The 22,292-nt window shown below is 64.9% G+C and carries 23 protein-coding genes; 9 read left to right on the plus strand and 14 right to left on the minus strand.

The window, feature by feature from the left end; genetic code table 11:
• Nucleotides 1-22: 22 nt before the first annotated feature.
• From argB to CJO11_RS09800, 5 genes are all read right to left on the minus strand, one after another.
• Nucleotides 23-922 carry an acetylglutamate kinase gene (argB, locus tag CJO11_RS09775; protein WP_095012547.1) on the minus strand — a complete coding sequence of 300 codons (900 nt, stop codon included), beginning with the start codon at nucleotides 920-922 and terminating at the stop codon, nucleotides 23-25.
• A gap of 75 nt (nucleotides 923-997) precedes the next feature.
• Nucleotides 998-1,906, minus strand: coding sequence for a sulfotransferase domain-containing protein (locus CJO11_RS09780; protein ID WP_095012548.1), 909 nt, complete (start codon nucleotides 1,904-1,906; stop codon nucleotides 998-1,000).
• A 437-nt stretch (nucleotides 1,907-2,343) separates the two neighbouring features.
• Complete coding sequence (locus CJO11_RS09790) at nucleotides 2,344-2,586, minus strand: hypothetical protein (protein WP_240504419.1); 243 nt, start codon at nucleotides 2,584-2,586, stop codon at nucleotides 2,344-2,346.
• Nucleotides 2,583-3,197, minus strand: a complete 615-nt coding sequence (locus CJO11_RS09795; protein WP_095012550.1) for a hypothetical protein — start codon at nucleotides 3,195-3,197, stop codon at nucleotides 2,583-2,585. The genes CJO11_RS09790 and CJO11_RS09795 overlap by 4 nt, the downstream gene beginning before the upstream one ends.
• A gap of 55 nt (nucleotides 3,198-3,252) precedes the next feature.
• Complete coding sequence (locus CJO11_RS09800; protein WP_095012551.1) at nucleotides 3,253-3,435, minus strand: hypothetical protein; 183 nt, start codon at nucleotides 3,433-3,435, stop codon at nucleotides 3,253-3,255.
• Nucleotides 3,436-3,544: 109 nt separating this feature from the next.
• Between CJO11_RS09800 and CJO11_RS09805 the strand changes: the two genes are divergently transcribed.
• A complete protein-coding gene (locus CJO11_RS09805; RefSeq protein WP_240504421.1) occupies nucleotides 3,545-4,633 on the plus strand; it encodes an HNH endonuclease in 1,089 nt (362 codons plus the stop codon).
• Nucleotides 4,634-4,658: 25 nt separating this feature from the next.
• Here the strand turns inward: CJO11_RS09805 and CJO11_RS09810 are convergent, their stop codons facing one another.
• The 3 genes from CJO11_RS09810 to CJO11_RS09820 form a co-directional block, all read right to left on the minus strand.
• Entirely contained in the window at nucleotides 4,659-5,732 is a 1,074-nt protein-coding gene (locus tag CJO11_RS09810) for a ribonucleotide-diphosphate reductase subunit beta (RefSeq protein WP_095013337.1), read from the minus strand.
• Nucleotides 5,733-6,034: 302 nt separating this feature from the next.
• The gene (locus CJO11_RS09815; RefSeq protein ID WP_420823151.1) at nucleotides 6,035-8,038 is read right to left on the minus strand and encodes a ribonucleoside-diphosphate reductase subunit alpha; all 2,004 of its coding nucleotides are present in this window, start codon (nucleotides 8,036-8,038) and stop codon (nucleotides 6,035-6,037) included.
• A 565-nt stretch (nucleotides 8,039-8,603) separates the two neighbouring features.
• A complete protein-coding gene (locus CJO11_RS09820) occupies nucleotides 8,604-9,488 on the minus strand; it encodes an alpha/beta fold hydrolase (RefSeq protein ID WP_095012552.1) in 885 nt (294 codons plus the stop codon).
• 172 nt (nucleotides 9,489-9,660) lie between these two features.
• Between CJO11_RS09820 and CJO11_RS09825 the strand changes: the two genes are divergently transcribed.
• On the plus strand, nucleotides 9,661-11,052 hold the full coding sequence (locus tag CJO11_RS09825) for a peptide MFS transporter (RefSeq protein WP_169829178.1): 1,392 nt from the start codon (nucleotides 9,661-9,663) through the stop codon (nucleotides 11,050-11,052).
• A 10-nt stretch (nucleotides 11,053-11,062) separates the two neighbouring features.
• Here CJO11_RS09825 and nadB read toward each other — a convergent pair whose 3' ends face one another.
• Nucleotides 11,063-12,646, minus strand: a complete 1,584-nt coding sequence (gene nadB / locus CJO11_RS09830; RefSeq protein ID WP_095012554.1) for an L-aspartate oxidase — start codon at nucleotides 12,644-12,646, stop codon at nucleotides 11,063-11,065.
• 190 nt (nucleotides 12,647-12,836) lie between these two features.
• On the opposite strand from nadB, the gene CJO11_RS09835 reads away from it, so the two are divergent.
• Nucleotides 12,837-13,016 (plus strand): hypothetical protein, encoded by a 180-nt coding sequence (locus CJO11_RS09835; RefSeq protein ID WP_095012555.1) that lies wholly within the window; start codon nucleotides 12,837-12,839, stop codon nucleotides 13,014-13,016.
• Between the two features lie 16 nt (nucleotides 13,017-13,032).
• Here CJO11_RS09835 and CJO11_RS09840 read toward each other — a convergent pair whose 3' ends face one another.
• The gene (locus tag CJO11_RS09840; protein ID WP_095012556.1) at nucleotides 13,033-13,968 is read right to left on the minus strand and encodes an ABC transporter ATP-binding protein; all 936 of its coding nucleotides are present in this window, start codon (nucleotides 13,966-13,968) and stop codon (nucleotides 13,033-13,035) included.
• Between the two features lie 98 nt (nucleotides 13,969-14,066).
• Between CJO11_RS09840 and CJO11_RS09845 the strand changes: the two genes are divergently transcribed.
• From CJO11_RS09845 to CJO11_RS09860, 4 genes are all read left to right on the plus strand, one after another.
• Nucleotides 14,067-14,327 carry a zinc-finger domain-containing protein gene (locus CJO11_RS09845; protein WP_095012557.1) on the plus strand — a complete coding sequence of 87 codons (261 nt, stop codon included), beginning with the start codon at nucleotides 14,067-14,069 and terminating at the stop codon, nucleotides 14,325-14,327.
• Between the two features lie 43 nt (nucleotides 14,328-14,370).
• A complete protein-coding gene (gene tldD / locus CJO11_RS09850) occupies nucleotides 14,371-15,795 on the plus strand; it encodes a metalloprotease TldD (RefSeq protein WP_095012558.1) in 1,425 nt (474 codons plus the stop codon).
• Nucleotides 15,796-15,863: 68 nt separating this feature from the next.
• Nucleotides 15,864-16,256: a hypothetical protein gene (locus tag CJO11_RS09855; RefSeq protein WP_095012559.1), complete on the plus strand. Its 393-nt coding sequence runs from the start codon at nucleotides 15,864-15,866 to the stop codon at nucleotides 16,254-16,256.
• Nucleotides 16,257-16,263: 7 nt separating this feature from the next.
• Complete coding sequence (locus CJO11_RS09860; protein ID WP_095012560.1) at nucleotides 16,264-16,812, plus strand: DUF924 family protein; 549 nt, start codon at nucleotides 16,264-16,266, stop codon at nucleotides 16,810-16,812.
• 3 nt (nucleotides 16,813-16,815) lie between these two features.
• Here the strand turns inward: CJO11_RS09860 and CJO11_RS09865 are convergent, their stop codons facing one another.
• From CJO11_RS09865 to CJO11_RS09875, 3 genes are all read right to left on the minus strand, one after another.
• Entirely contained in the window at nucleotides 16,816-17,322 is a 507-nt protein-coding gene (locus tag CJO11_RS09865) for a CHRD domain-containing protein (RefSeq protein ID WP_240504425.1), read from the minus strand.
• An 84-nt stretch (nucleotides 17,323-17,406) separates the two neighbouring features.
• Complete coding sequence (locus CJO11_RS09870) at nucleotides 17,407-18,642, minus strand: MFS transporter (protein WP_095012561.1); 1,236 nt, start codon at nucleotides 18,640-18,642, stop codon at nucleotides 17,407-17,409.
• Nucleotides 18,643-18,737: 95 nt separating this feature from the next.
• Nucleotides 18,738-19,436 carry a DUF4336 domain-containing protein gene (locus tag CJO11_RS09875; RefSeq protein ID WP_095012562.1) on the minus strand — a complete coding sequence of 233 codons (699 nt, stop codon included), beginning with the start codon at nucleotides 19,434-19,436 and terminating at the stop codon, nucleotides 18,738-18,740.
• A gap of 157 nt (nucleotides 19,437-19,593) precedes the next feature.
• Here CJO11_RS09875 and CJO11_RS09880 point away from each other — a divergent pair, with 157 nt between their 5' ends.
• Entirely contained in the window at nucleotides 19,594-20,844 is a 1,251-nt protein-coding gene (locus tag CJO11_RS09880) for a cytochrome P450 (protein WP_095012563.1), read from the plus strand.
• Nucleotides 20,844-21,476, plus strand: a complete 633-nt coding sequence (locus CJO11_RS09885) for a TetR/AcrR family transcriptional regulator (RefSeq protein ID WP_095012564.1) — start codon at nucleotides 20,844-20,846, stop codon at nucleotides 21,474-21,476. The genes CJO11_RS09880 and CJO11_RS09885 overlap by 1 nt, the downstream gene beginning before the upstream one ends.
• On the opposite strand, the gene CJO11_RS09890 is transcribed toward CJO11_RS09885, so the two are convergent.
• On the minus strand, nucleotides 21,477-22,280 hold the full coding sequence (locus tag CJO11_RS09890) for a kinase (protein ID WP_095012565.1): 804 nt from the start codon (nucleotides 22,278-22,280) through the stop codon (nucleotides 21,477-21,479).
• Nucleotides 22,281-22,292: the final 12 nt, after the last annotated feature.

Genomic DNA, 22,292 nt, shown 5'->3' on the forward strand with positions numbered 1-22,292 from the left:
GGGCAATACGCATCGCCCCTTCCTAATCCGCGCTGATCAGCGTGCCCGCACCGCGGGCGGTGAAGAATTCGAGCAGCATCGCATGCGGCACCCGCCCGTCGAGCACCACCGCCGCTTCGCAGCCCGCCTCCACCGCGTGCACGCAGGTGTCGAGCTTGGGGATCATCCCGCCATGAATCGTGCCGTCCTCCTTGAGGCGGACGATGTCCGCGGGTTTGAGGTCGGTCAGCAGTTTGCCTTCGTTATCGAGAACCCCTGGCACGTCGGTCAGCAGGAACAGCCGCGCCGCACCCAGCGCCGCCGCGATCGCGCCCGCCATCGTGTCGGCGTTGATGTTGTAGGTGTGCCCGTCCTCGCCCGCACCGATCGGGGCGATCACGGGGATCATCCCGGCGGCGACCGCAGTGTCGATCAGCTTGGTATCGACCTTGGCCGGTTCGCCGACGAAGCCGAGGTCGACCGCCTGTTCGATATTGCTTTCCGGGTCCTTGGTCGTGCGCTGGACCTTGGTCGCAGTGACCAGCCCGCCGTCCTTGCCGGAAATGCCCAGCGCCTTGCCGCCTGCTTGCGCAATCCAGCTCACCAGTTCCTTGTTGATTGCACCCGAGAGGACCATTTCGGCGACTTCCGCAGTCGCCTTGTCGGTTACCCTGAGACCATCGACGAACGTGCTTTCGACGCCCAGCTTCTTGAGCATCGCGCCGATCTGCGGGCCGCCGCCGTGGACCACCACCGGGTTGATGCCGACCGCCTTGAGCAGCACGATGTCCTCGGCGAAATCGCGCGCGGCCTCCGGATCGCCCATCGCGTGGCCGCCGTACTTCACCACGAAGGTGCGACCGGCGTAGCGCTGCAGGTAAGGCAGCGCCTCGATCAGCACTTCTGCCTTGGCGAGCATCGTCTTGTCGCTGCTGGCGCTCATCACGCATCGGTCCTTGCTGTCCGCGAACGCGCCGCCCCTAGCGGCTGCGGGGGCGCAAGGGAAGGCGGATTGGCGTCAGGCGCTGCCAACCAGTTCGGCTTCGAGCGAAGCGAAGTCGGCGTGGCCGGTCACCGGTTCGACCCGCTCGGCCCACATGGCGTCGATCTGCTCGACGACCGAAGGCGGCAGATCCTTGCCGCTGCTGCCGACCTGGTGGACCTTGGTCGAATCGAACTCGCTGATCCCCAGGCGCTGCTCCATCGCATCGCACATCATCTTGTCGTTGAACTTGTCCTTGTGGGCATACATGAATTCGCGCTCGGTGTGCGCCTCGACCATCGCCGCAAGTTCGTCGGTCAGCTCGATCCCGAGGAAGTCCGCCATCCGCCGGATCATCGCCGGGCGGTTCTTCGCTGCCCAGTGATAGGGGGCCAGCAGCGTATCGGGTTCATTCCGCCGGGCATACCAGCTCAACAGGTGGGTGAAGTAGTCGCAGCCACCCGGTCCGCCGAGCATCCACAGCGGGAAGAAATCTTCCAGCGACATCGCCCCGCGTTCGAGCAGGTAGCCTTCGAAAAAGCGGTGGAACGAGCGATAGGTTTCGTGCGGGTCGCGCAGCGTCACGATGTAGCGCATTCCTGCAGGCAGGCGTTCGTATTCGCGGTGGGACTTGAACCCGCGCGGAGCGGCGCGCTGCTCCACCGTCATGTCGAAATCGCACATCATCGCGGAATCTTCCCACGGCGTCATCCGGCTGATGTCGTCGAAGTCCATATCGCCCCGGCCGGTCGCCGCGCCCATCCGCAGCTGGTGGAACATCTGCTGCATCATCGTCGTGCCGCTCTTGGCCCACGAAGAGATGAACACGTCGCCTTCCTGCGGCGCGTAGGGCTTGAAGTCGACCGGCTCGAACGCGTGCAGCGCCTCCAGGTTCTGGCCCAATTCTTCCATGTTGCGCGCCCGGCGCCCGATACCAACCGTCATGCAGCGTTCCCTCCCTGCGCGGCCCAATGGGGGTCTTGCATGGGCGGTCCCGGCTGGCAAGGGGCACCCTGGCCCGCGGTGCCGCGGCGTCAGCCGTGCGAGGACTTGTCGAGCGCCCAGGGGTTGTAGTGCTTGTGCACCGCCTGGGCCGTCGTGTGCTGCTGGTTCGCGGTATCGGGCGAGGGAACCGAGCAGTACGCGGTCATCAGAACGCCAGCGGCCCACCACAGGGCCTTCCACCGGCTCCGGAAGACGTTCTGGTATTTGTTCAACATGTCCCGAGTCTTACGCCGACAAGGTTAACGATTGGCTTCAGCTTTTTGCCTTCCGCTCGCCCATCCGGGCGAGCGTCCTCGGTGCTGTTCCCTACGCTACGCTACGGGGCACCTGCGGGCGGCCATTCGGCCTTGCGGGCTGCTGGTCGCAGCCCGTTCCCCTCATTCCGGCGGCGTGTTGGGCGTGGGCGAGGGCGCGGCTTCGGGGACGTTGGTCATCGCGGTGTCGGGCACCTTCACCGGCACCGCGTCGCTGCCCTTGTCGGTCACCTGCAGCTGGCCGCCGCCCTGGTCGGTAACCCCGGCCTCGTAGGTCGGCTTGTCGGACTTGCCGCACGCGCCTAGCGCGAGCGCGCCTGCCAGCACGATCGCACCGGCGGCCTTGGTGGGGGTGAGACGGTTCATCGGCGATCTCCTTCGCTTGGTGCTGGCGGGTGCGGCGATTGTCTCACCTTGCGCGGGGCGGGGCAAGGGGAGGCGGCACCGGGCGCAGCGCCATCCGCACGGTCCTCGCCTTCGTGGAACGCATATCCCGGGTTTGAATCGTGTGACTTTGCGCACGGATCGGCCATGTCGCCCGCCGCGCGGCCAAGCTGGGCGAGGTGCTGGAGGAGCGCGGAATTGTCCGGTTTACGGGCGATCGCGACCAATTTCCCGGCGTGCATGTGGACCTGGACCAGCCCGGCGTGGAAGCGATAGGCGGCCGGCAACCCTGTGGCTTTCGCGCTGGACGGGTCGACCGCGATGTGCGGCCTGCCCAGCGCCGCATCCCACGCCGCGGCAAACCCCGCCGCGCCGGGGCGCTTGCGCAAGCGATAAGCGCTCTCCCGCCCCATCCCGACCCGCCGGCAGGTTTCGACGACACTGCGCGTCTCGGCCAGCACCCCGATGAACCACGCCTGCCGCTGCACCGTCCACCCGTCTCTGCGCGGGGCGACGGGGACGGGATGGAACATCGGAATGCGGCGCCGGACGAGCGGCGCAGTGCGGGGCGGCGGTGCGGGCCAGTGCTTCATTGGGCAGGATGGAGCAGGGTTGGGGGTGTGTAGGAAAGTGTTATTGAGGTCCGAATTATTCCAACGACGCTTCCACGATACGAGTTTCAGTCTCGCACGTATGGCAAAAGGCGAAGTCGTAGATCGCACCGAGCGTCCAATCCTGTGCCACCTCGTCCCAATCCGCCCAAGCATCACGCGAAACCAACGGCGAGCCGCAGGTTCCGCAAATCATTCGCACTTTCTTCTCGCCGGCCATCGGCGCATGATGGCATGGAATCAGCGTGAGGAAAGTCGTGGCGGGGGCAAATGGGTCCGAAGCGGTTGAGATTGCTGTGCGCCGTCTAGCCGCACGCCACGGAAGCGCGTTGTTCACTCGCCAACAGATGATCGACGAAGAACTCGGGCGGATCGTTAACGAGACCGGTTCACGCGGTGCGACGCCCGACATGACTTTGAGCCGCGAATTGCAACAATTGCGCGACAAGGGCGGAATCGAGTTCCTCGGGGCGGGAAACTACCGACTGCTTGATGCTCCAGTGATCCTGCCGACCGTGAGTCCAAGCAAGTGCGTGTTCGTGATCGGCTCGCACTCGATCTACGACGACGAGCCGGATCGGTTCTATCGCTTTCCGCAGCGCTGGCTCAACGCAGCGGCGCGCTCGGTCGGACAATGGATTGTCTACCAAGAGCCGCGCCGCGCGGGTCCGCGCGGTTACTATGCCGTGGCGTGCGTCGAGGAGATCGTGCGCGATCCTGCGAATGCCGAGATGTATCTCGCGCTGATCGTGCCGGGCAGTTACCTTGAGTTCGGGCGCGACGTTCCATTTCAAGTCGATGGAAAGGCGATCGAAAGCGGGTTGCTCGATGGGAATCGCCTCAACAACGGGCGCGCTATACAGTCGATCCGCCCCATCGGGGATGATGACTTCAACGCCATCCTCGCGCTCGGCTTAGTCGATGAGGACGATCTCTTGCCGCGCGAGGATGAACCGGCTCAGACATCGAAGACTCTTCACGAACCGCAACAGGAATGGCTTGGTCCCGTCGATCGGGCCACTGTGCTAACAGAGCGCAAAGTACGCGACCGGCAGTTTCGCCTTCGCGTGCTCGACGCCTACGATTGCCGTTGCGCGCTGACGGGCACGCGGTTCATTAACGGCGGCGGCAGAGCTGAGGCCCAAGCGGCGCACATTATGAGCGTAGGCGAAGGTGGCCCCGACAGCGTCGCCAACGGCATCGCCCTATCGGGTACCGTGCACTGGATGTTCGACCGAGGGTTAGTCGCATTGAGCGATGAAGGTGAAATCCTGCTCTCGCGGAAAATCAACGACGTCGAAAGCGTGACTCGTCTCTTGCACTCCGACGGACGCGCCCGATTCCCCGCTGAAACGAATGTGCGGCCCGATCCAAGGTATCTAGCTTGGCATCGAGCCTGGCATGGGATTGCAGCCTAGTCGGAACGCTACAGGGTGAAACAATTCACTCCGCCGCGACGCTCCCGTCGCCCGCAGCGTCGTCGCCGAACAGCCCCGGGCCGTCGCCTTCGCCGTCGCCTTCGTTCGCGGCCGAGCCCTTGGCCTTCTGGCGCTTGTCGAAGCTGGCCCACACGTCGTTCCAGTTGCCCTTCGTCGCGGCCTTCGAATATTCGGTCGCGCGGGTTTCGAAGAAGTTGGCGTGCTCCACCCCGTTCAGCAGCGGGGCGAGCCACGGCAGCGGGTGATCGTCGATCATGAACTGCTTCTTCAGGCCCAGCTGCTCCAGCCGCCAGTCGGCGATGTAGCGGATATACTTCTTGATCTCGTTGGCGGTCATCCCGCTCACCGGCCCCTGCTCGAACGCCAGGTCGATGAAGTTGTCCTCCAGCCGCACGGTCTTCATGCAGCAATCGAGGATGTCTTCCTTCACCGCCTTGGTCAGGCAGTCGCGTTCCTTGGTGAAGGCGTGGAACAGGCGGGTGATGCCTTCGCAGTGCAGGCTCTCGTCGCGCACGCTCCAGCTGACGATCTGGCCCATGCCCTTCATCTTGTTGAAGCGCGGGAAGTTCATCAGCATCGCGAAGCTGGCGAACAGCTGCACCCCTTCGGTGAAGCCGCCGAACATCGCCAGCGTGCGGGCGATATCCTGATCGGTGTCGACGCCGAATTCCTGCAGGTAATCGTGCTTGGCCTTCATCTCCTCGTATTCGAGGAACATGCCGTATTCGCTTTCGGGCATCCCGATCGTGTCGAGCAGGTGCGAATAGGCGGCGATGTGCACCGTCTCCATGTTGGAGAACGCGGTGAGCATCATCTTGATCTCGGTCGGCTTGAACACGCGGCCGTATTTCTCGTGGTAGCAATCCTGCACTTCCACGTCGGCCTGGGTGAAGAAGCGGAAGATTTGCGTCAGCAGGTTGCGCTCGTGATCGGACAGCTTCTGCGCCCAGTCGCGGCAATCCTCGCCCAGCGGCACTTCCTCGGGCAGCCAGTGCACCTGCTGCTGCCGCTTCCAGAACTCGTAGGCCCACGGGTATTCGAACGGCTTGTAGGTCTTGCGGGCTTCGAGAAGGGACATCTGGTGGCTCCGTGCGTTGCGAAGCCCCATATCTAGCGTGAGGCGCCGCGAATGTGAATCGTCTTGTTGCGCAAACCGGGCCCATTTCCCGGTCATTGAGTCCCGCCGGCAACAGGCCCCCCGAGGCCGACTCCGACTCGCGCGCGAACCGTTAGAATACGGCGGCTTAGCGTGCCCGCGAAACGCACGGGCCGAGCGCGCGGGGGATAACTTCGCTGGTACCGAAAAGGCCCCGTCCGGGTGGGGGGACGGGGCCTTCGTTGGACAGGCAGGGGAAGCTGCCAGTCGCTCGCGCTATGCCGTTACTGGCAGGCGAGACACTCGTCGTAGTCGGTGCTCGGCAGCTCGTACTTGGCTGCTTCGGCGGTGTTGTCGGCTTCGACCCCGCCGGCGAACCCGGCGCGCTGCACGGACTTCGAACGCAGGTAGTAAAGGCTCTTGATGCCCTTCTCCCACGCCTGGAAGTGGAGCATCGCCAGGTCCCACTTGTCGACGTCGGCGGGGATGAACAGGTTGAGGCTTTGCGCCTGGTCGATGAACGGGGTGCGGTCGGCGGCGAATTCGAGCAGCCAGCGCTGGTCGATCTCGAAGCTGGTCTTGTAAACCGCCTTTTCCTCCGGCGTCAGGAAGTCGAGGTGCTGGACCGAACCGCCCTTCTCGAGGATCGAGTTCCACACGTTGGTGGAGTTCTTGCTCTTCGTATCGAGCAGCTTTTCGAGATACGGGTTCTTGACGATGAAGCTGCCCGACAGCGTCTTGTGGGTGTAGATGTTGGCCGGGATCGGCTCGATGCAGGCGCTGGTGCCGCCGCAGATGATGCTGATCGAGGCGGTCGGCGCGATCGCCATCTTGCAGCTGAACCGCTCCATCGCGCCGGCGTCCTCGGCATCGGGGCACGCGCCGCGCTCTTCCGCCAGCACCATGCTCGCTTCCTCGGCCTTGGCGGAAACGTGCTTGAACATCTTGAGGTTCCACACCTTCGCCATCGGGCTTTCGAAGCCGATGCCCTTGGACTGCAGGAACGAGTGGAAGCCCATCACGCCCATGCCGACCGAGCGTTCGCGCGCGGCGGAATACTTGGCCCGCGCCATCTCGTCGGGTGCGCGGTCGATGTAGTCCTGCAGCACGTTGTCGAGGAACCGCATCACGTCTTCGATGAAGCGCTTGTCCTCGTGCCACTGGTCCCACGTCTCGAGGTTGAGCGACGAGAGGCAGCACACCGCGGTGCGATCGTTGCCGAGGTGGTCGCGGCCGGTCGGCAGGGTGATCTCGCTGCACAGGTTCGAAGTCGAGACCTTGAGGCCCAGCTCGCGGTGGTGCTTGGGCATCATCCGATTCACCGTGTCGGAGAACACGATGTACGGCTCGCCGGTGGCAAGGCGGGTTTCGACCAGCTTCTGGAACAGGCTGCGCGCATCGACGCTGCCGCGGACTTCGCCGGTCTTGGGGCTGGTGAGGTTCCATTCCTCGCCCGCGCGCACCGCTTCCATGAAGGCATCGGACAGCAGCACCCCGTGGTGCAGGTTGAGCGCCTTGCGGTTGAAGTCGCCCGACGGCTTGCGGATCTCGAGGAACTCCTCGATCTCGGGGTGGCTGATGTCGATGTAGCACGCCGCCGAGCCGCGCCGCAGCGAGCCCTGCGAAATCGCCAGCGTCAGGCTGTCCATCACGCGCACGAACGGGATGATCCCGCTGGTCTTGCCGTTGAGGCCGACCGGCTCGCCGATCCCGCGGACCTGGCCCCAGTAGGTGCCGATGCCGCCGCCGCGCGAGGCGAGCCAGACGTTCTCGTTCCACGTGCCGACGATGCCTTCGAGGCTGTCTTCGACCGAGTTGAGGTAGCAGCTGATCGGCAGGCCGCGGCTGGTGCCGCCGTTCGACAGCACCGGGGTCGCCGGCATGAACCACAGGCGGCTGATGTAGTCATACAGGCGCTGGGCGTGCTCTTCGTCGTCGGCATAGGCATCGGCGACGCGGGCGAACAGGTCCTGGTAGCTTTCGCCGGGCAGGAGGTAGCGGTCTTCGAGCGTTTCCTTGCCGAATTCGGTCAGCAGCGCATCGCGCGACGCATCGGTGACGACATTGAAGCGCCGATCGTGGATCGTCTTGCTGTCGCTCGCGGGCTTGGCGGCAGCCTTGGCCACCGCAGCAACGGCTTCGGCCATCGCTTCTGCCGCCTTGTCGGCCACCAGTTCCTCGCTGCCCCGATCCGCCTGCGCCATACTCACCGCCGCTTTCTTCTTCTGCTTTGCGGGGGTCTCGTTCCGGCCTGTTACCGTGTCCCCGGCTTCGTGTTCGAGACCCATTTCCGCACCGTCCCCGTTCCTGAATTCCATCGGTCCCCCGTCCTCGTTCCGGACCGGGCCGATCCTGCCCGGTGTTCCGCTTTCGTTCGAATCGGCGGGCAAGCGCCCTACCTAGCATTTCGCGGTTCGCGTGGGGACAAAACTTATCCCCAGCCGGTCACCAGAAACCTCCCTCGGGTGCCTGGTCGCAAGGCCGAATCATCCCTCGCCACGCGTGAAAGCGTGACGGGCTGAACAACTAGGTCTTGTGGGTCCCCCGACCGACGAACCACTGGCGATAGTGAATCAGCCGCGATTCATGCGCAAGAGGGTGAATCGTCGATTAACCCTTTCGCCGCCGTCGATTCGATCGTGTGTTACACTTTCAATACACCGCGACGCGCCGGATTTCCTAGGCTGGCGGGGAGCGCAAGAGTCAAAATCGAATTTTGAAAAAAATTTATCGGCTGGCGGTTTTCCACGACTGATTGAATCAATCGAATCCGGGGCTGAAATTTTGCTGCGTTCAGGCCGCCCGGCGAGCAACGCCTTGCCGAACGCGTGGCCGACTCGGCAGCGACTCGGTTCAGGCCGAACCGGCGTGATCGGCGATCAGGCCGGCCAGCTCTTCGACCAACGGAACCGGCAGGTCGTGACCCATCCCGGGGATGGTCGCGATCCGGGCACCGGGAATCGCGTCGGCGGTATCGATCCCGCCTTCCACCGGGACCAGCGGATCGTCTTCGCCATGGATCACCAGCGTCGGTGCCGAGACCGACTTCAGCCGCTGGCGGCGGTCGCCGTCGGCTATGATCGCGGCCATCTGCCGGGGGAAGCCGCTGGGATAGAAGCTGCGCCGGATGTTGGCGCGAACCTTGTCGCGCACCACGCTCTCCTCGGCGCGGTAGGCCGGGCTGCCGATCGCGCGCGCGACCATGATGCCGTGTTCGACCAGCACTTCCTCGTCCATCGAGGACGGACGGGTGGTGAGCGCCTTGAACGCCTCCCTGGTCGCTGCCGGCAGCTTGGGATTGCCGGTGGTCGACATGATCGACACCAGGCTGGCGGTGCGTGTCGGGTGCTCGACTGCGATCAGCTGCGAAATCATCCCGCCCATGCTCGCGCCGACGATGTGCGCCTGCTCGATCCCCAGCGCATCGAGCAACCCGACCCCGTCTGCCGCCATGTCGGACAGGGCGTAGGGCACGCGCGGCTTGAACCCGAGCCGATACAGCAAGATCAGCTTGAGCATCGAAGGGGTCTTGGAACCCTCCATCTTCTGGCTAAGCCCGATGTCGCGGTTGTCGTAGCGGATCACACGAAAGCCGCGCTCGACGAGGGCGTCTACCAGTTCGATCGGCCAAAGGGTCAACTGGGCGCCAAGGCCCATCACCAGCAGGATTACGGGATCGTCAGGGTTGCCGTAGTCTTCGTATTCCAGCTCGATCCCGTTTGCCTGTATGCGTGCCATTGCGGCCCTTTCCGTTGCCTTCCGACCAGACCGCCTATCTGCCGAACCGCGCGCATGCTGCCAAGATGTTCGAACAATTTGCTGCAAGCGCGAAAAAGGATTGGACGCGCTGGCGCAGCCAACGCATCATCGTCGCTGCCCGGAAGACCGGGCCTCGGTATGGGACATATCTATGGCAACGCTTGCGGCAGGGCCGGGCGAGAGCGCCGAGCTGTTCGGGCACCCACGCGGCCTGACCGTCCTGGCCACTACCGAAATGTGGGAGCGCTTCTCGTTCTACGGGATGCAGGCGCTGCTGATGCTCTACATGACCAAGTACCTGTTGCTGCCCGAACACGCGCGAGGCGTGATCGGATTGGCGAGCTATCGCGCGGGGCTCGAGGCGGTGGTTGGCAAGCTCGACGACGTTGCTTTCGCCGGGCAGACCTACGGCATCTATTCGGGGATGATCTACCTCACCCCGATCATCGGCGCGTGGCTGGGCGACCGGGTGCTGGGGCGCACGCGCACGATCACGATCGGCTGCCTGATCATGGCGGCGGGTCATCTCGCGATGGCGAGCGAGCAACTGTTCCTCGGTGCGCTCACCTTGCTGGTGATCGGTTCGGGCTGCGTAATCGGCAACATGGCGGCGCAGGTCGGGCTGCTCTATTCGCCGGAGGACCAGCGCCGAACACGGGGGTTCGGGATCTACCTCATCACACTCAACGTCGGTGCGCTGATCGCTCCGCTGATCATCGGCACGCTGGGGGAGGATTATTCGTGGCACTGGGGGTTCGGCGCGGCGGGGATCGGCATGCTGATCGGGCTTGCCACTTACCTTGCGGGACGACGCCATATGCCGCCCGACAGCCTCACTGCGCGTACGGCGGCCAGCAAGCAGAAGGTCAAGCTCACGCGCAGCGACTGGCACCGGATCGGCGTGATCCTGCTGCTGCTGTTCGTCCCCTACGTGCTCTATTTCACCGCCACCAACCAGTCGTATTCGATCATGTACGTCTGGGCCGACACGCAGGTCGATCGCAATATCCTCGGGTTCGAGATGCCGGTCACCTGGATCGGTATTTTCGACGGGCTCGCAACGATCTGCGGGGTGTGGCTGGGCAACCGGCTGTCGCTCGCGCTCGAACGCAAGCGCGGGCGCGACCTGGGGGATGTCGCCAAGATCGGGATGGGGATTGCAGGTGTGGCGCTGGCGTGGCTGTTCGCGGTTGCCATCGCCCGCCTGCCGGTCACTCCGCTGGGCCTGTGGCTCACGTTCTTCATGCTGCAGGACTTCAGCTATGGCGCGCTGATAGAGCCGCCGATCCAGGCGCTCGTCACGCGCGATTCACCACAGTCGGTCGTGTCGATGATGATGGCGATGTACAAGGCGGCGACCGCGGTGTCCTATTTCCTCGCCGGATGGATGGACCGCTTCTACGAACCGCTCGGCGCGAGCGGTTTCTTCCTGCTTACGGCGGGCATGACCGCCATCGGCGCAGTGATCATGTTTGGCGGTTTCCGCTGGTGGGTCCATCATCTGGGCCCGGTGGAGGAGAAGATGGAAGGCGTTTCGCCTTAGGCCATGCAGACTAGGGCACCAGCACCGTGTCCTCGGGCACTTCGAGCGTTTCCTGATAGTCGAGCGTGTAGTGCAGTCCGCGGCTCTCGTGGCGTTTGAGCGCGCTGGTCACGATCAGGTCGGCGCACTGGTGCAGGTTCCTGAGCTCGATCAGGTCGGTGGTGACGCGAAACGAGCCGTAATAATCCTCGATCTCCTGCGCGAGCGTAGCGATGCGATGCGCCGCGCGCTCGAGCCGCTTGGTGGTGCGCACGATGCCGACGTAGTTCCACATGAACCGGCGGATCTCGGTCCAGTTCTGCTTGATGACGACTTCCTCGTCGGAATCGGTCACCCGGCTGGCGTCCCACTCGCGGATCGGCGGCGGGTCGTCCATCTCGTCCCACACCGACAGGATGTCGCGTGCGGCGGCTTCGCCGAATACGAAGCATTCGAGCAGCGAGTTGGAAGCTAGCCGGTTCGCGCCATGCAGCCCGCTTTCGGTCACTTCGCCCGCCGCCCACAGCCCGGGCAGGTCGGTGCGCGCGTCGAGCCCGATCAGCACCCCGCCGCAAGTATAGTGCTGCGCGGGCACGACCGGGATCGGCTCCTTGGTCATGTCGATCCCGAGGTTGATCAGCTTGTCGTAGATCGTCGGGAAATGATGCTTCACGAAATCGGGCGGCTGGTGGCTGATGTCCAGGTGGACATAGTCGAGGCCGTAGCGCTTGATCTGATCGTCGTTGGCGCGGGCGACGATATCGCGTGGGGCAAGCTCCATCCGCTCGGGGTCGTAACGCTCCATGTAGCGCTCGCCGGTGACCGGATTGTACAGCCGCCCGCCTTCGCCGCGCACCGCCTCGGTGATGAGGAAGTTCTTGACCTCGAGGTTGTAGAGGCAGGTCGGGTGGAATTGCATCATCTCCATGTTGGAGACCCGCGCCCCGGCGCGCCACGCCATCGCGATCCCGTCGCCGGTCGCGCCGCGCGGCGCGGTGGAGAACAGGTAGCAGCGCCCCGCGCCGCCGGTCGCCAGCACCGTTGCGCGGGCGACATGCGCTTCGACTTCGCCGGTCTCCTGGTCGAGCGCGTAGACGCCCCATACCCGCCCCGAGCCCGAATACTTCTCTCCATTGCGCCCGGTGATCAGGTCGATGCACGCGCGCCCGGGTAGCAGGGTGATGTTGGGGTTGGCCTCTGCCGCCTTGAGCAGCGCCTCCTGCACCGCCCAGCCGGTGGCATCGTCGACATGGACGATCCGGCGGTGGCTGTGGCCGCCCTCGCGGGTCAGGTGCAAGTCGCCGCTTTCGCGGTTGAACGGCACGCCCAGCTCGCACAGCCGGTTGATCGCCTTGGGCGCACGCTCGATCACGAACTCGACAGTCGCCCGGTCGTTGAGGCCTGCGCCTGCAACCATCGTGTCGCGAATGTGGTTCTCGAAGGTGTCGCCCGCATCGAGGACAGCCGCGATCCCGCCCTGCGCCCACGCGGTGCTGCCGCCGGTGAGGGTGCCCTTGGCAAGCACCAGCACGCGCTTGTCCTGTGCCAGCGCCAGCGCAGCGGTGAGCCCGGCAGCGCCCGAGCCGATTACGATCACGTCGTGGGTCGCAGTCATCGGCGCGTCATGGCCGAAGGCTAACCGTGCGGCAAGCTGTCGCGTGTCCTCGGGCAACCTGCCCAAAGTGTGTCATTGGGGGAAATATGCGACTTCGGTCGCCCGATCTTGCAACCAAACCCTCGCTGGTTCGTTGTGGAGTCCGGGGAGGCAAACGACTAAGGTAAAGAGATAATATAAAGGGATCGCAATGAGTCTGCTCGGTCGCGCCAAGTGCCTCGCCAACCACCACGAACCCGATCGCCACCGGGTCCACCAGACGCCTTTCGGGATGTCCGGGCACTGTCGCCATTGCGGCGCCGAAATCGTGCGTTACGGGTTTCACGACTGGCGTCGCGGTTCGTTCGAGAATGCCGAGGCGCCGCAATAGGTGCGGCGAGTGGCTGCTAGCCCGCGCCGGTGAGCTGGACGAATACGTCCTCGAGATCGGCTTCGCGCGTGGTCACGTCTTCGATCGCGTAGCCGTGCTGCTGGATTAGCGCGAGCACCTGCCCCGCGCTGGTCGCGTCGCGATCGTAGGTCACGTCGAGCCGGCGGGGTTCGACGATTTCCGACTTGAGGAACGCAGGCTCCTGCACCGGGCCGGCAAGGTCCTTGTCGACCGTCACCGACACGATCTTCTCGCGCGCCATCCCGACCAGTTCGCGGGTCGGCTTGTCGGCGATCAGTTCGCCGTGGTTGATGATCGCGATCCGGTCGCACAGCTGCTCGGCCTCTTCGAGGTAGTGAGTGGTCAACACCACCGTCACCCCTTCCTTGTTGAGCCCGGTGACGAGCTCCCACAGCTGGCGGCGCAGCTCGACGTCGACGCCCGCGGTCGGTTCGTCGAGCACGAGGATCGGCGGCGAGTGGACCATCGCCTTGGCGACCAGCAGGCGGCGCTTCATCCCGCCCGACAGCGTGCGGGCATAGGCATTGCGCTTGTCCGACAAGCGGACCGCCGCGAGCAGTTCCTCGCTGCGCCGGTCGCGCTTGGGAATGCCGTAGAACCCGGCCTGGTTCTCCAGCACCTCGAACGGGGTGAAGAACGGGTCGAACACGATTTCCTGCGGCACGATGCCGATCGCCCGCTTGGCGTTGCGCGCATCGCGGTCGATGTCGAAGCCCCAGATCTCCGCGCTGCCGCTGGTCTTCATCACCAGTCCGGCGAGGATGTTGATGAGGGTCGACTTGCCCGCGCCGTTGGGGCCGAGCAGGCCGAAGATCTGCCCTTGCGGCACATCGAAGCTCACGCCCTTGAGCGCCAGCTTGCCTTCTTCGCCCTTCTCCCCGGCGTAGCGTTTGACCATGTTGTCGATGCGGATCGCGGGCGGGGTGCTCATGCCATGTGCCCTAGTGTGCATTCGCCCTGCGCGTAAAGAGGGCATGGAGCGGATCGGCGATTGCATGGCCGCTTGCACTCGATTATCGGACCCTTCCCATGAGCATTCCGCCCCCCGAAGTCACCCTGACCGACGAACACCGCGTCGCTTGCGACGGCGCCGGAGCGATCCGCCCGGGGCCGGGCTACACGCCTTCCGCGCTCGGCCACCCGCGCGTGTGGCTGGAGATCGACGAGCATGGCTATGTCGATTGCGGATATTGCGACCGCCGCTTCGTGCTGCGCGGCGGCCCGGCTGACGGGGTCGACCAGGCGAGCCTGCCGGACATTTCCGAGGGCGGCGATCCGGGGCATCGGTAATCGGCGCTTCCACCGCGCGGCGTGACTCCCTATCTGTCATCGCATGACGGATACGCTCGACCCGCAAACCCTGCTCTACAGCGACAAGCTCACCCCCGACGAAGCCCGCGCGCTCGCGGCGGAAACGCTCAAGGCGTGCGACGATGGCGAGCTCTACTTGCAGTTCACTGCGTCCGAAGCCTTCGTGTTCGACGACGGGCGGCTGAAAACGGCCGACTATTCGCGCGATTCGGGGTTCGGGCTGCGCGGGGTATCGGGCGAAATGACCGGGTTCGCCCATGCCAACGAGATCAGCGCCGCTGCAATCCGGCGGGCGGGCGAGACGCTGAGCCTGCTCGATCCGGCGAGGGGCAAGCGCGCCGCGCCGCCCCAGCGCAGCAACCGCCACCTCTACACCGATGCAAGCCCGCTTGAGGCGATCCCGTTCGAGGAGAAGGTCCGCCTGCTCGAGAAGATCGACGCGGTTGCGCGGGCCAAGGATCCGCGCGTCCGGCAAGTCACTGCAAGCCTTTCAGCCAGCTGGAGCGCGGTCGAGATCGTGCGCCCTGACGGGTTCGTGGCGCGCGACCTGCGCCCGCTGGTGCGGCTCAACGTCGGCGTCGTCGCCGAAGCGAACGGGCGGCGCGAAAGCGGCCACTTCGGGATGGGCGGGCGCTATCTCTACGGTCCGCTGTTCGAAGAGGCGCAGTGGAGCCGCGCGATCGACGAAGCGGTGGCGCAGGCACTGGTCAATCTCGAGAGCGTACCCGCCCCGGCGGGCGTGATGACCGTACTGCTCGGCCCCGGCTGGCCCGGGGTGCTGCTGCACGAAGCGGTCGGCCACGGGCTCGAAGGCGATTTCAACCGCAAGGGCACCAGCACGTTTTCGGGCCGGATCGGCGAGCGCGTTGCGGCGCCTGGCGTAACCGTGGTCGATGATGGCGCGATGACGGACCGGCGCGGCTCGCTCACCATCGACGACGAAGGCACTCCGACGCAGGAGACCGTGCTGATCGAGGACGGCATCCTCAAGGGCTACATGCAGGACCGGCTCAACGCCCGGCTGATGGGGGTCGAACCGACCGGCAACGGCCGCCGCGAAAGCTACCAGCATGCGCCGATGCCGCGGATGACCAACACCTTCATGCGTGCCGGTAACGACGATCCGGGCGAACTGCTCGGACGGGTCAAGAACGGGATCTTCGCCAAGGCGTTTGGCGGCGGGCAGGTCGATATCGTCTCGGGCAAGTTCACGTTCAGCTGCACCGAGGCGTACCTGGTCGAGAACGGCAAGCTCGGCGCGCCGATCAAGGGCGCGACGCTGATCGGCGACGGGCCGAGCGTGCTGACCCGCGTGACCGGGATCGGCAACGACCTCGCGCTCGACGAAGGCGTCGGGGTGTGCGGCAAGGCGGGGCAGTCGATCCCCGCCGGGGTCGGGCAGCCCACGCTGCTGGTCGACGGGCTGACCGTCGGGGGAACCGCTTAGGGTCAGTGCGGGTTAATCCGATGTGTGATAGGCACACACGAGAAGGGGTGAAACCAAGGAGACTTGCGATGAACAGGATTGGTCTCGCCATTGCTGCCCTTGCCGGTATGTCGCTTTTGGCCGGGCCGGCCGTGGCGAAGGACAAGGTCACCGGCCAGCAGAAGCTGGAAAAGCTGCTCGAAGGGCGCACCGCCGGCAAGCCGAAGGATTGCATCAGCCGGTTCGACCAGAACGACATGCAGATGATTGACGATACCGCGTTGGTCTATGGTCGCGGGAAGACGATCTGGGTCAACGTTCCGGCGAATCCCGAAAACCTCGACAGCAGCGATATCATGGTGACCCACCCATGGGGCTCGCAGCTGTGCCGGCTCGACCGCGTCAACATGATCGATCAGACCGGCCATTTCTATGCCGGGCCGGTCTTCCTCGGGAAGTTCGTGCCCTACACACGCGACTGACCGATAGATGGCGCTGGCGCCTCGTGGCTGGGATGCCGCACTGCTGCACTTCTGGTTCCACGAGTTGACCCCGCGTGACTGGTGGGGCGGTTCGCCCGCGCTCGATGCGCGGATCGCGCACCGGTTCGGCGAAACGCTGGCGATGCTTGCGGGGCGTCCGGCGAGCGAGTTCCTCGGCAATCGGCTGACCGCGCGCGCTGCGATCCTGCTGTTCGACCAGGTCCCGCGCAATATCCATCGCGGGACCCCCCGCGCATTCGCGACCGACCCGCTCGCACGCGCCATCGCCAGTGCGGCGATTGCGCGCGGATTTGGCCAGGGTCTCATGCAGCACGAACGCGCGTTCCTCGCCATGCCGCTGATGCACAGCGAAGCGATCGCCGACCAGCGCGCGAGCCTCGCTTGGTTCCGCACGATCCCGGGCAACTTCGGTTTCGCCCGCGCGCATTACCGGATGGTCGCGCGGTTCGGGCGTTTTCCCCACCGCAACGCGATCCTCTCCCGGCGCAGTTCGCCGGCCGAAGAGCGCGCGATCGCGGCGGGTAACGTCTGGTAGTGCCTAGCTGCCCAGCTGGCCGCGGATCGCCCCGGCGGGGAATTCGGCGGTGTGGACGTTGACGTAGAAGTCCTGCGGGTTGCCGTCGATGCGGTTCTTGGCCCACGCACTTCCGTCTTCGCAGCCCTTCCACTCGCCGGTGGCGGACGCATGCAGCGGGAACACCGGCGCGCCGTCGGCCCCTGCGGCACCCATGTGGACGTGTGCGGCCTTGATCGGCCCGATGTTCTTGATGTCCTGAAGATCCCAGCAGACTTTGCCGTAGCCATCGGAGATCGTGATCGTGGCGGTGCCCGATCCGTCGGGGTCGCCGCCCTTGGTCTCGTTCGCACCTGACAGGGTGGCGTGATAGACGGTTTCTGCGGTGCTAACCGCCGATGCCGCATCGGACGGGGAGTCGGACGCCGTCGCGGCCGGGGCTTGCGTCTCGCCCTTGCTGGCGGAGCAGCCGGCCAGCGCCAGCGCCCCCGCGGCGGCCACGATCGCGATCGCGGATGTCTTCATGGTCATGTCTCACTCCTGTTGCTCATGCGCGACACGCGCAGTTTCCCGGTGCCAACGGGGCAAGGCAGCAATTCGTTCCGGACCCGCGCTTCACAGATCGATCGTGCGGATCGGCGGGATCACCAACCACCACCATAGTGCGCCTGCCACCGATATCCCCGCTGCGAGCGCGAATGCGAGACCATAGGAGCCGAGCTGGTCGACTATCACCCCGGTTGCGATCGGCCCGACAATACCCGAGGCATTGCCGAAGGCGTTCTGGATGCCGACCCAGCCGCCCGCCGCGCGCGGACCGGCGAACATCTGCGCCACCGCAAAGAGGTTGACCGAAAGTAGCCCAACCCCAATTCCGGCGATCACCAGCCATGTGCCCAACTGCGCGGTGCCGTGGGCAAACCAGATCCCGGCAATCGCGACCCCGGCAATTGCCTGCCCCGCCGCCATCAGCCAACGTCGCACCCGGCCCTCGTTCACGCCAAGCTTGACCGCCATGTCCGACAGCCGTCCCGAAACCAGCGCCGATATGCCCTGCGACGTGAAGCTGAGCGTGGTCAGCAGCGTCATCTCGGCAATCGAGTAGCCGAGCGACTTGGTCAGGTAGAGCGGCAGCCAGACGAGCAGGAAGTAGAAGCCGTAGCTCGACAAGAAGTGCGCTACCCCCATCAGCCACAGGGTGGGAATGGCGAACAGGCGCTTCATCGGCACCGGATCGACCAACGGGGTCGTCACCTTTTCGGAACGCAGCGGGGCGGAAGCGAAGTGCCACGGCACCAGCCACAGCAGCGTGATAACCCCGAAAACCCAGAAAATCTCCCGCCAGCCCGCTACCTCGAGGATCAGGCCGCCGGTCAGCACTCCTACCGCCGGGCCGAACGCCAGTGCCACGCCGACCAGTGCGTTGGCGCTGCCGCGATGGTGGGGCGGGACTTCGCTGGCGAATATCTTGGAACTGCCGGGGAAGGCGATGCTCTCGCCCAGGCCGAGCAGCAGGCGCAGCCCGATCAGCATCGCCAGCCCCGAGACGAACCCGGTGAGCAGGGTCGCCACGGCCCACAGTGCGATCCCGGCGGCGAACATCCGGTAGACGCAGAACCGGTCGCACAGCCAGCCGACTAACAGGCACACCGGGGCATAGACCCAGAAGAATGCCGATACGGCGAAGCCGAACCCGGTCGCCGACAGGCCCAGCTCCTGCTTCATCAGCGGAGCGGCGACCCCGATCGCCCCGCGATCGACATAGTTGAGCAACACCGACAGCCCGACGAGCGCGACGACCCAGAAGATCCGAATTCCCGACGCGCGCGGTTCCGCTGCGGTAGTTGCCATTGGCCGTTTCCCCCTCAGATGCCGCTGGCTATCATGCAAACGCCTGCGTTCCAAAGCGGATTTTAGGACCGCTGGTGACCGGTCGGATCGCAAAATTATTGCAACAACCAGCCGAACGCCTGCCGCAGGTAGGCCTCGCCGTCGCGGCGGACGATCTCGCCGTGCGCCATGACGATGTGCTGCGGCTTTCCGGCGAGGATCTGTGTCAGCTTGGCCCGCGCGCTGTCGCGGTTGCGGAAAGTCGCGCGCAGTTCGAGCGGCGCGTAGCCCCACCCTTCGATGATCTTCCACAACCGGGCGATCGGCCTTTGCCACCACGACCAGTGCGAGCGAATGAAAGCCTCGCTGAAGTTTTCGCTCAGGTCGGTGAGAATCACGGTTCCCGAAGCGAGATGGACGAAATCGACCTCGTCGAGAAAGCGCGAGTTGGCGAAATGGTATTGGTCGATCTGTCCGGCCCATTCGGGCGGGGCGCCATCGCCAAGCACGCCATCGAAAGCGATGTCCTGCCGCTTGTCGATCAGCGACTGCGGTGCCCACACCTTTGCCTCGGGCCATCGTTCGATCCATTGCGGCAGGAACAGGTGGTGGATCTTGTTGGGCGCGACCAGGTGCCGAACCGGGCCGATCGCATCGACTTCGGCTGCCAGGTCATCGTCGACCGCGATTGGCGACCAGACCCACAGGCCGCCGTCGGCAAGGCGGATGACCACCATCCTCGTCGAATATGGAAACGAATAGAAATCGACCACCGGGCCTTCGAAGACCCGGATGTCGGGGGCAAGCACTTCCATCGGGCAGGCCTCGCTCTCATTCGATCATGCGCGGTTGCCGGGTAGCCTAGCAAAAGCCCTCTCGGATGTCGCGATCGGACACTCTCCGCCACCCACTTGTCGCAATTCCGAATCTAGGGTAAGCACCCTAACCGAGGATGAGGAAAGGCAAACAGACATGGCAAGTGCTGCAGAACTGAAAGTGAAGCCGGCTGAGATCGAGCCGATCGATATGTCGCGCAAGGAGCTTTACGCCGAAGATCGCTGGCAGGAACCGTTCCGCAAGCTGCGCAAGCACGCGCCGATCCAGTGGGTGCCGGAAAGCGATTTCGGCCCGTACTGGTCGGTGTCCACCTACAAGCCGATCCAGCATATCGAGGCGCTGCCCAAGCTGTTTTCGTCGCATTGGGAGAAAGGCGGGATCGCCATTTCCGGCAATCCCGAGATCTTCGAGAAGTACAACATGCGCGAACCGATGTTCATCGCGATGGACCCGCCGCAGCATACCGGGCCGCGGCGCGCCGTTGCGCCGAGCTTCGGCCCGTCTGAAGTTGCCGAGATGAAGGCAGAAGTGCAGCAACGCACCGCCGAGTTGCTCGACAGCCTGCCGATTGGCGAAACCTTCGACTGGGTGCCGAAGGTGTCGATCGAACTGACCACCGGGATGCTCGCCAAGCTGTTCGATTTCCCGTGGGAGGAACGCCACAAGTTGACTGAATGGTCGGACTATGGTGGCGACGTGGAGCTGATCAAGAACCCGGACACGATCGAAGTCCGCCTCGCCAAGATGCAGGAAATGGGCGCCGCCTTTGCCGCCCTGTGGCAGCAACGCATCGCCAACCCGGGCAAGGACTTGGTCAGCGTGATGCTCCAGTCCGAAGCCATGAAGGACATGCCGCCCGAAGAATTCATCGGCAACCTGATCCTGCTGATCGTTGGCGGCAACGACACCACCCGCAACTCGATGTCGGCCTACGCTTACGGCCTCAGCAAGTTCCCGGAGGAACGCGCCAAGCTGGAGGCCGACCCGTCGTTGATCCCCAACGCGGTGCAGGAACTGATCCGCTGGCAAACCCCGCTGTCGCACATGCGACGCACGGTCACCGAAGACACCGACATGTTCGGCCCGCTGATGAAGAAGGACGACATGGTGGTGATGTGGTACCTTTCGGCCAACCGCGACGAGGAAGTGTTCGAAGATGGCGAAGCGATCAAGGTCGATCGCCCCAACGCGCGGCGGCACCTCAGCTTCGGTTACGGCATCCATCGCTGCGTCGGCGCGCGGGTGGCCGAGCTGCAGCTCAATACGCTGCTGGAGGAGATGGCCAAGCGCCGTTTGCGGGTGAACGTGGTCGGTGAACCGGTGCGGGTCCCGGCGTGCTTCGTGCACGGCTACAAGTCATTGCCGGTGCAGCTGTCGCACTACTGATGCGCACAAGGGATCGCATCGTTGCCACCGCGCTGCAGTCGTTCAACCGGGACGGCTACGGCACGGTGACGACCGCTGCTTTGGCGCAGGATTGCGGAATCGCCGAAGGCAACCTGTGGTATCACTTCAAGACCAAGCGCGACTTGCTGACCGCAATCGGCGAGCGGTTTGCGAAACGGGTCGAGCAACGTCTTGCGCTGCGCCCAGACCCGGCCGACCCGGTCGGCTCGTACTGCCGGATGCTCGGAGGGTTGATGCAGGAACTGCGCGACTATCGCTTCCTCTACCGCGACCAGCCGTCGTACGGCGAACACGTCGAACCGATCGCCACCAACGTGGCCGACTGGCTCCACCGCACGATGGACAATATCGCGCTGCACCTGGCGGCGATGCGCGAGGGCGGGGCGCTGCGCTGGCCGGAAGAGGGCCTCCACACGCTCGCCACCAACGCGACGATCATTCTGCGCTACGGCCTCGAACACCATGCCGAGCTGGGCGAGCCGGAAGGTGCGGTGCGCAAGACCTTGCTGCAACACCTGACGCTGTTCGAAAGCGGGCTCGACAGCGCCGCGCGCGAGCGGATCAGGGGCGCGATCGAGCGGATCGAGGAGCGGGTGGCCGAGGCGGCCTAGCTATCGGTCGCGGTGGCGGCTCCGCATCGGAGTTCGCATTTCATCGAGATCGATCACGATATCGGCAGGCTCGTCGGCGATCATACTGCGGGTGATTCGCTCGTAGTGCGCCACGAAACGCGACAGCTGCTGCCGATCCATTGCGGGGCTTGCCAGATCGCCTTCCTGTTCGGCGCGCCACCGCTCGACGATTTCGAACCCCGGTGCGCGAAGGAATAACTGCAAATCCACGCGCGCGAACAACGCCGCATAATCGCCAGCGAGGCGATCGTTGACCCAGCGCCGCCAGGTCCCGTCCGGATCTTCATTGTGCTCGAGCGCATTGACCGGCTGTGCGAGGTCGGTAGGGGCTTGCGGCTGTGCGCCGATACACCAGCCCTCGAGCAGCACGACATTGAAGGGCGGCAGCAACGCAACCGGATCGGCGCGATCGTCGCGCGCCTTGTCGAACCTCGGCATCTTGACCTGCCCCTCTCCGGCGGTCAGCGCATCGAGCGTTTGCTGCAGCAGCGCGACATCGTGGGTGCCCGGCACCCCGCGTGTGGCCAGCAGCGGATGGACTTCCCGCGCGAGCGCCAGTCGCTCGGCGCGGGTGAGGTAGAAATCGTCGAGTGCGAGGACAGCGGCGCGAAGCCCTTCTTTGCCAAGCAGCGAGGCGAGGCGTGCAGCCATCGTCGTCTTGCCCGATCCCTGCGCACCGGCGAGCCCGATGACAACCGTGCGACCAAGGCTGGCATGGCATTCGGCAATGGCGATTGCGACCGCCCGGTCAACCTCATGCCATTTCGGCGATACCGATTTCATCAGGTCGCCCGT

Origin of the sequence: Tsuneonella mangrovi, from assembly GCF_002269345.1 — a bacterium.
Lineage (GTDB): Bacteria > Pseudomonadota > Alphaproteobacteria > Sphingomonadales > Sphingomonadaceae > Tsuneonella > Tsuneonella mangrovi.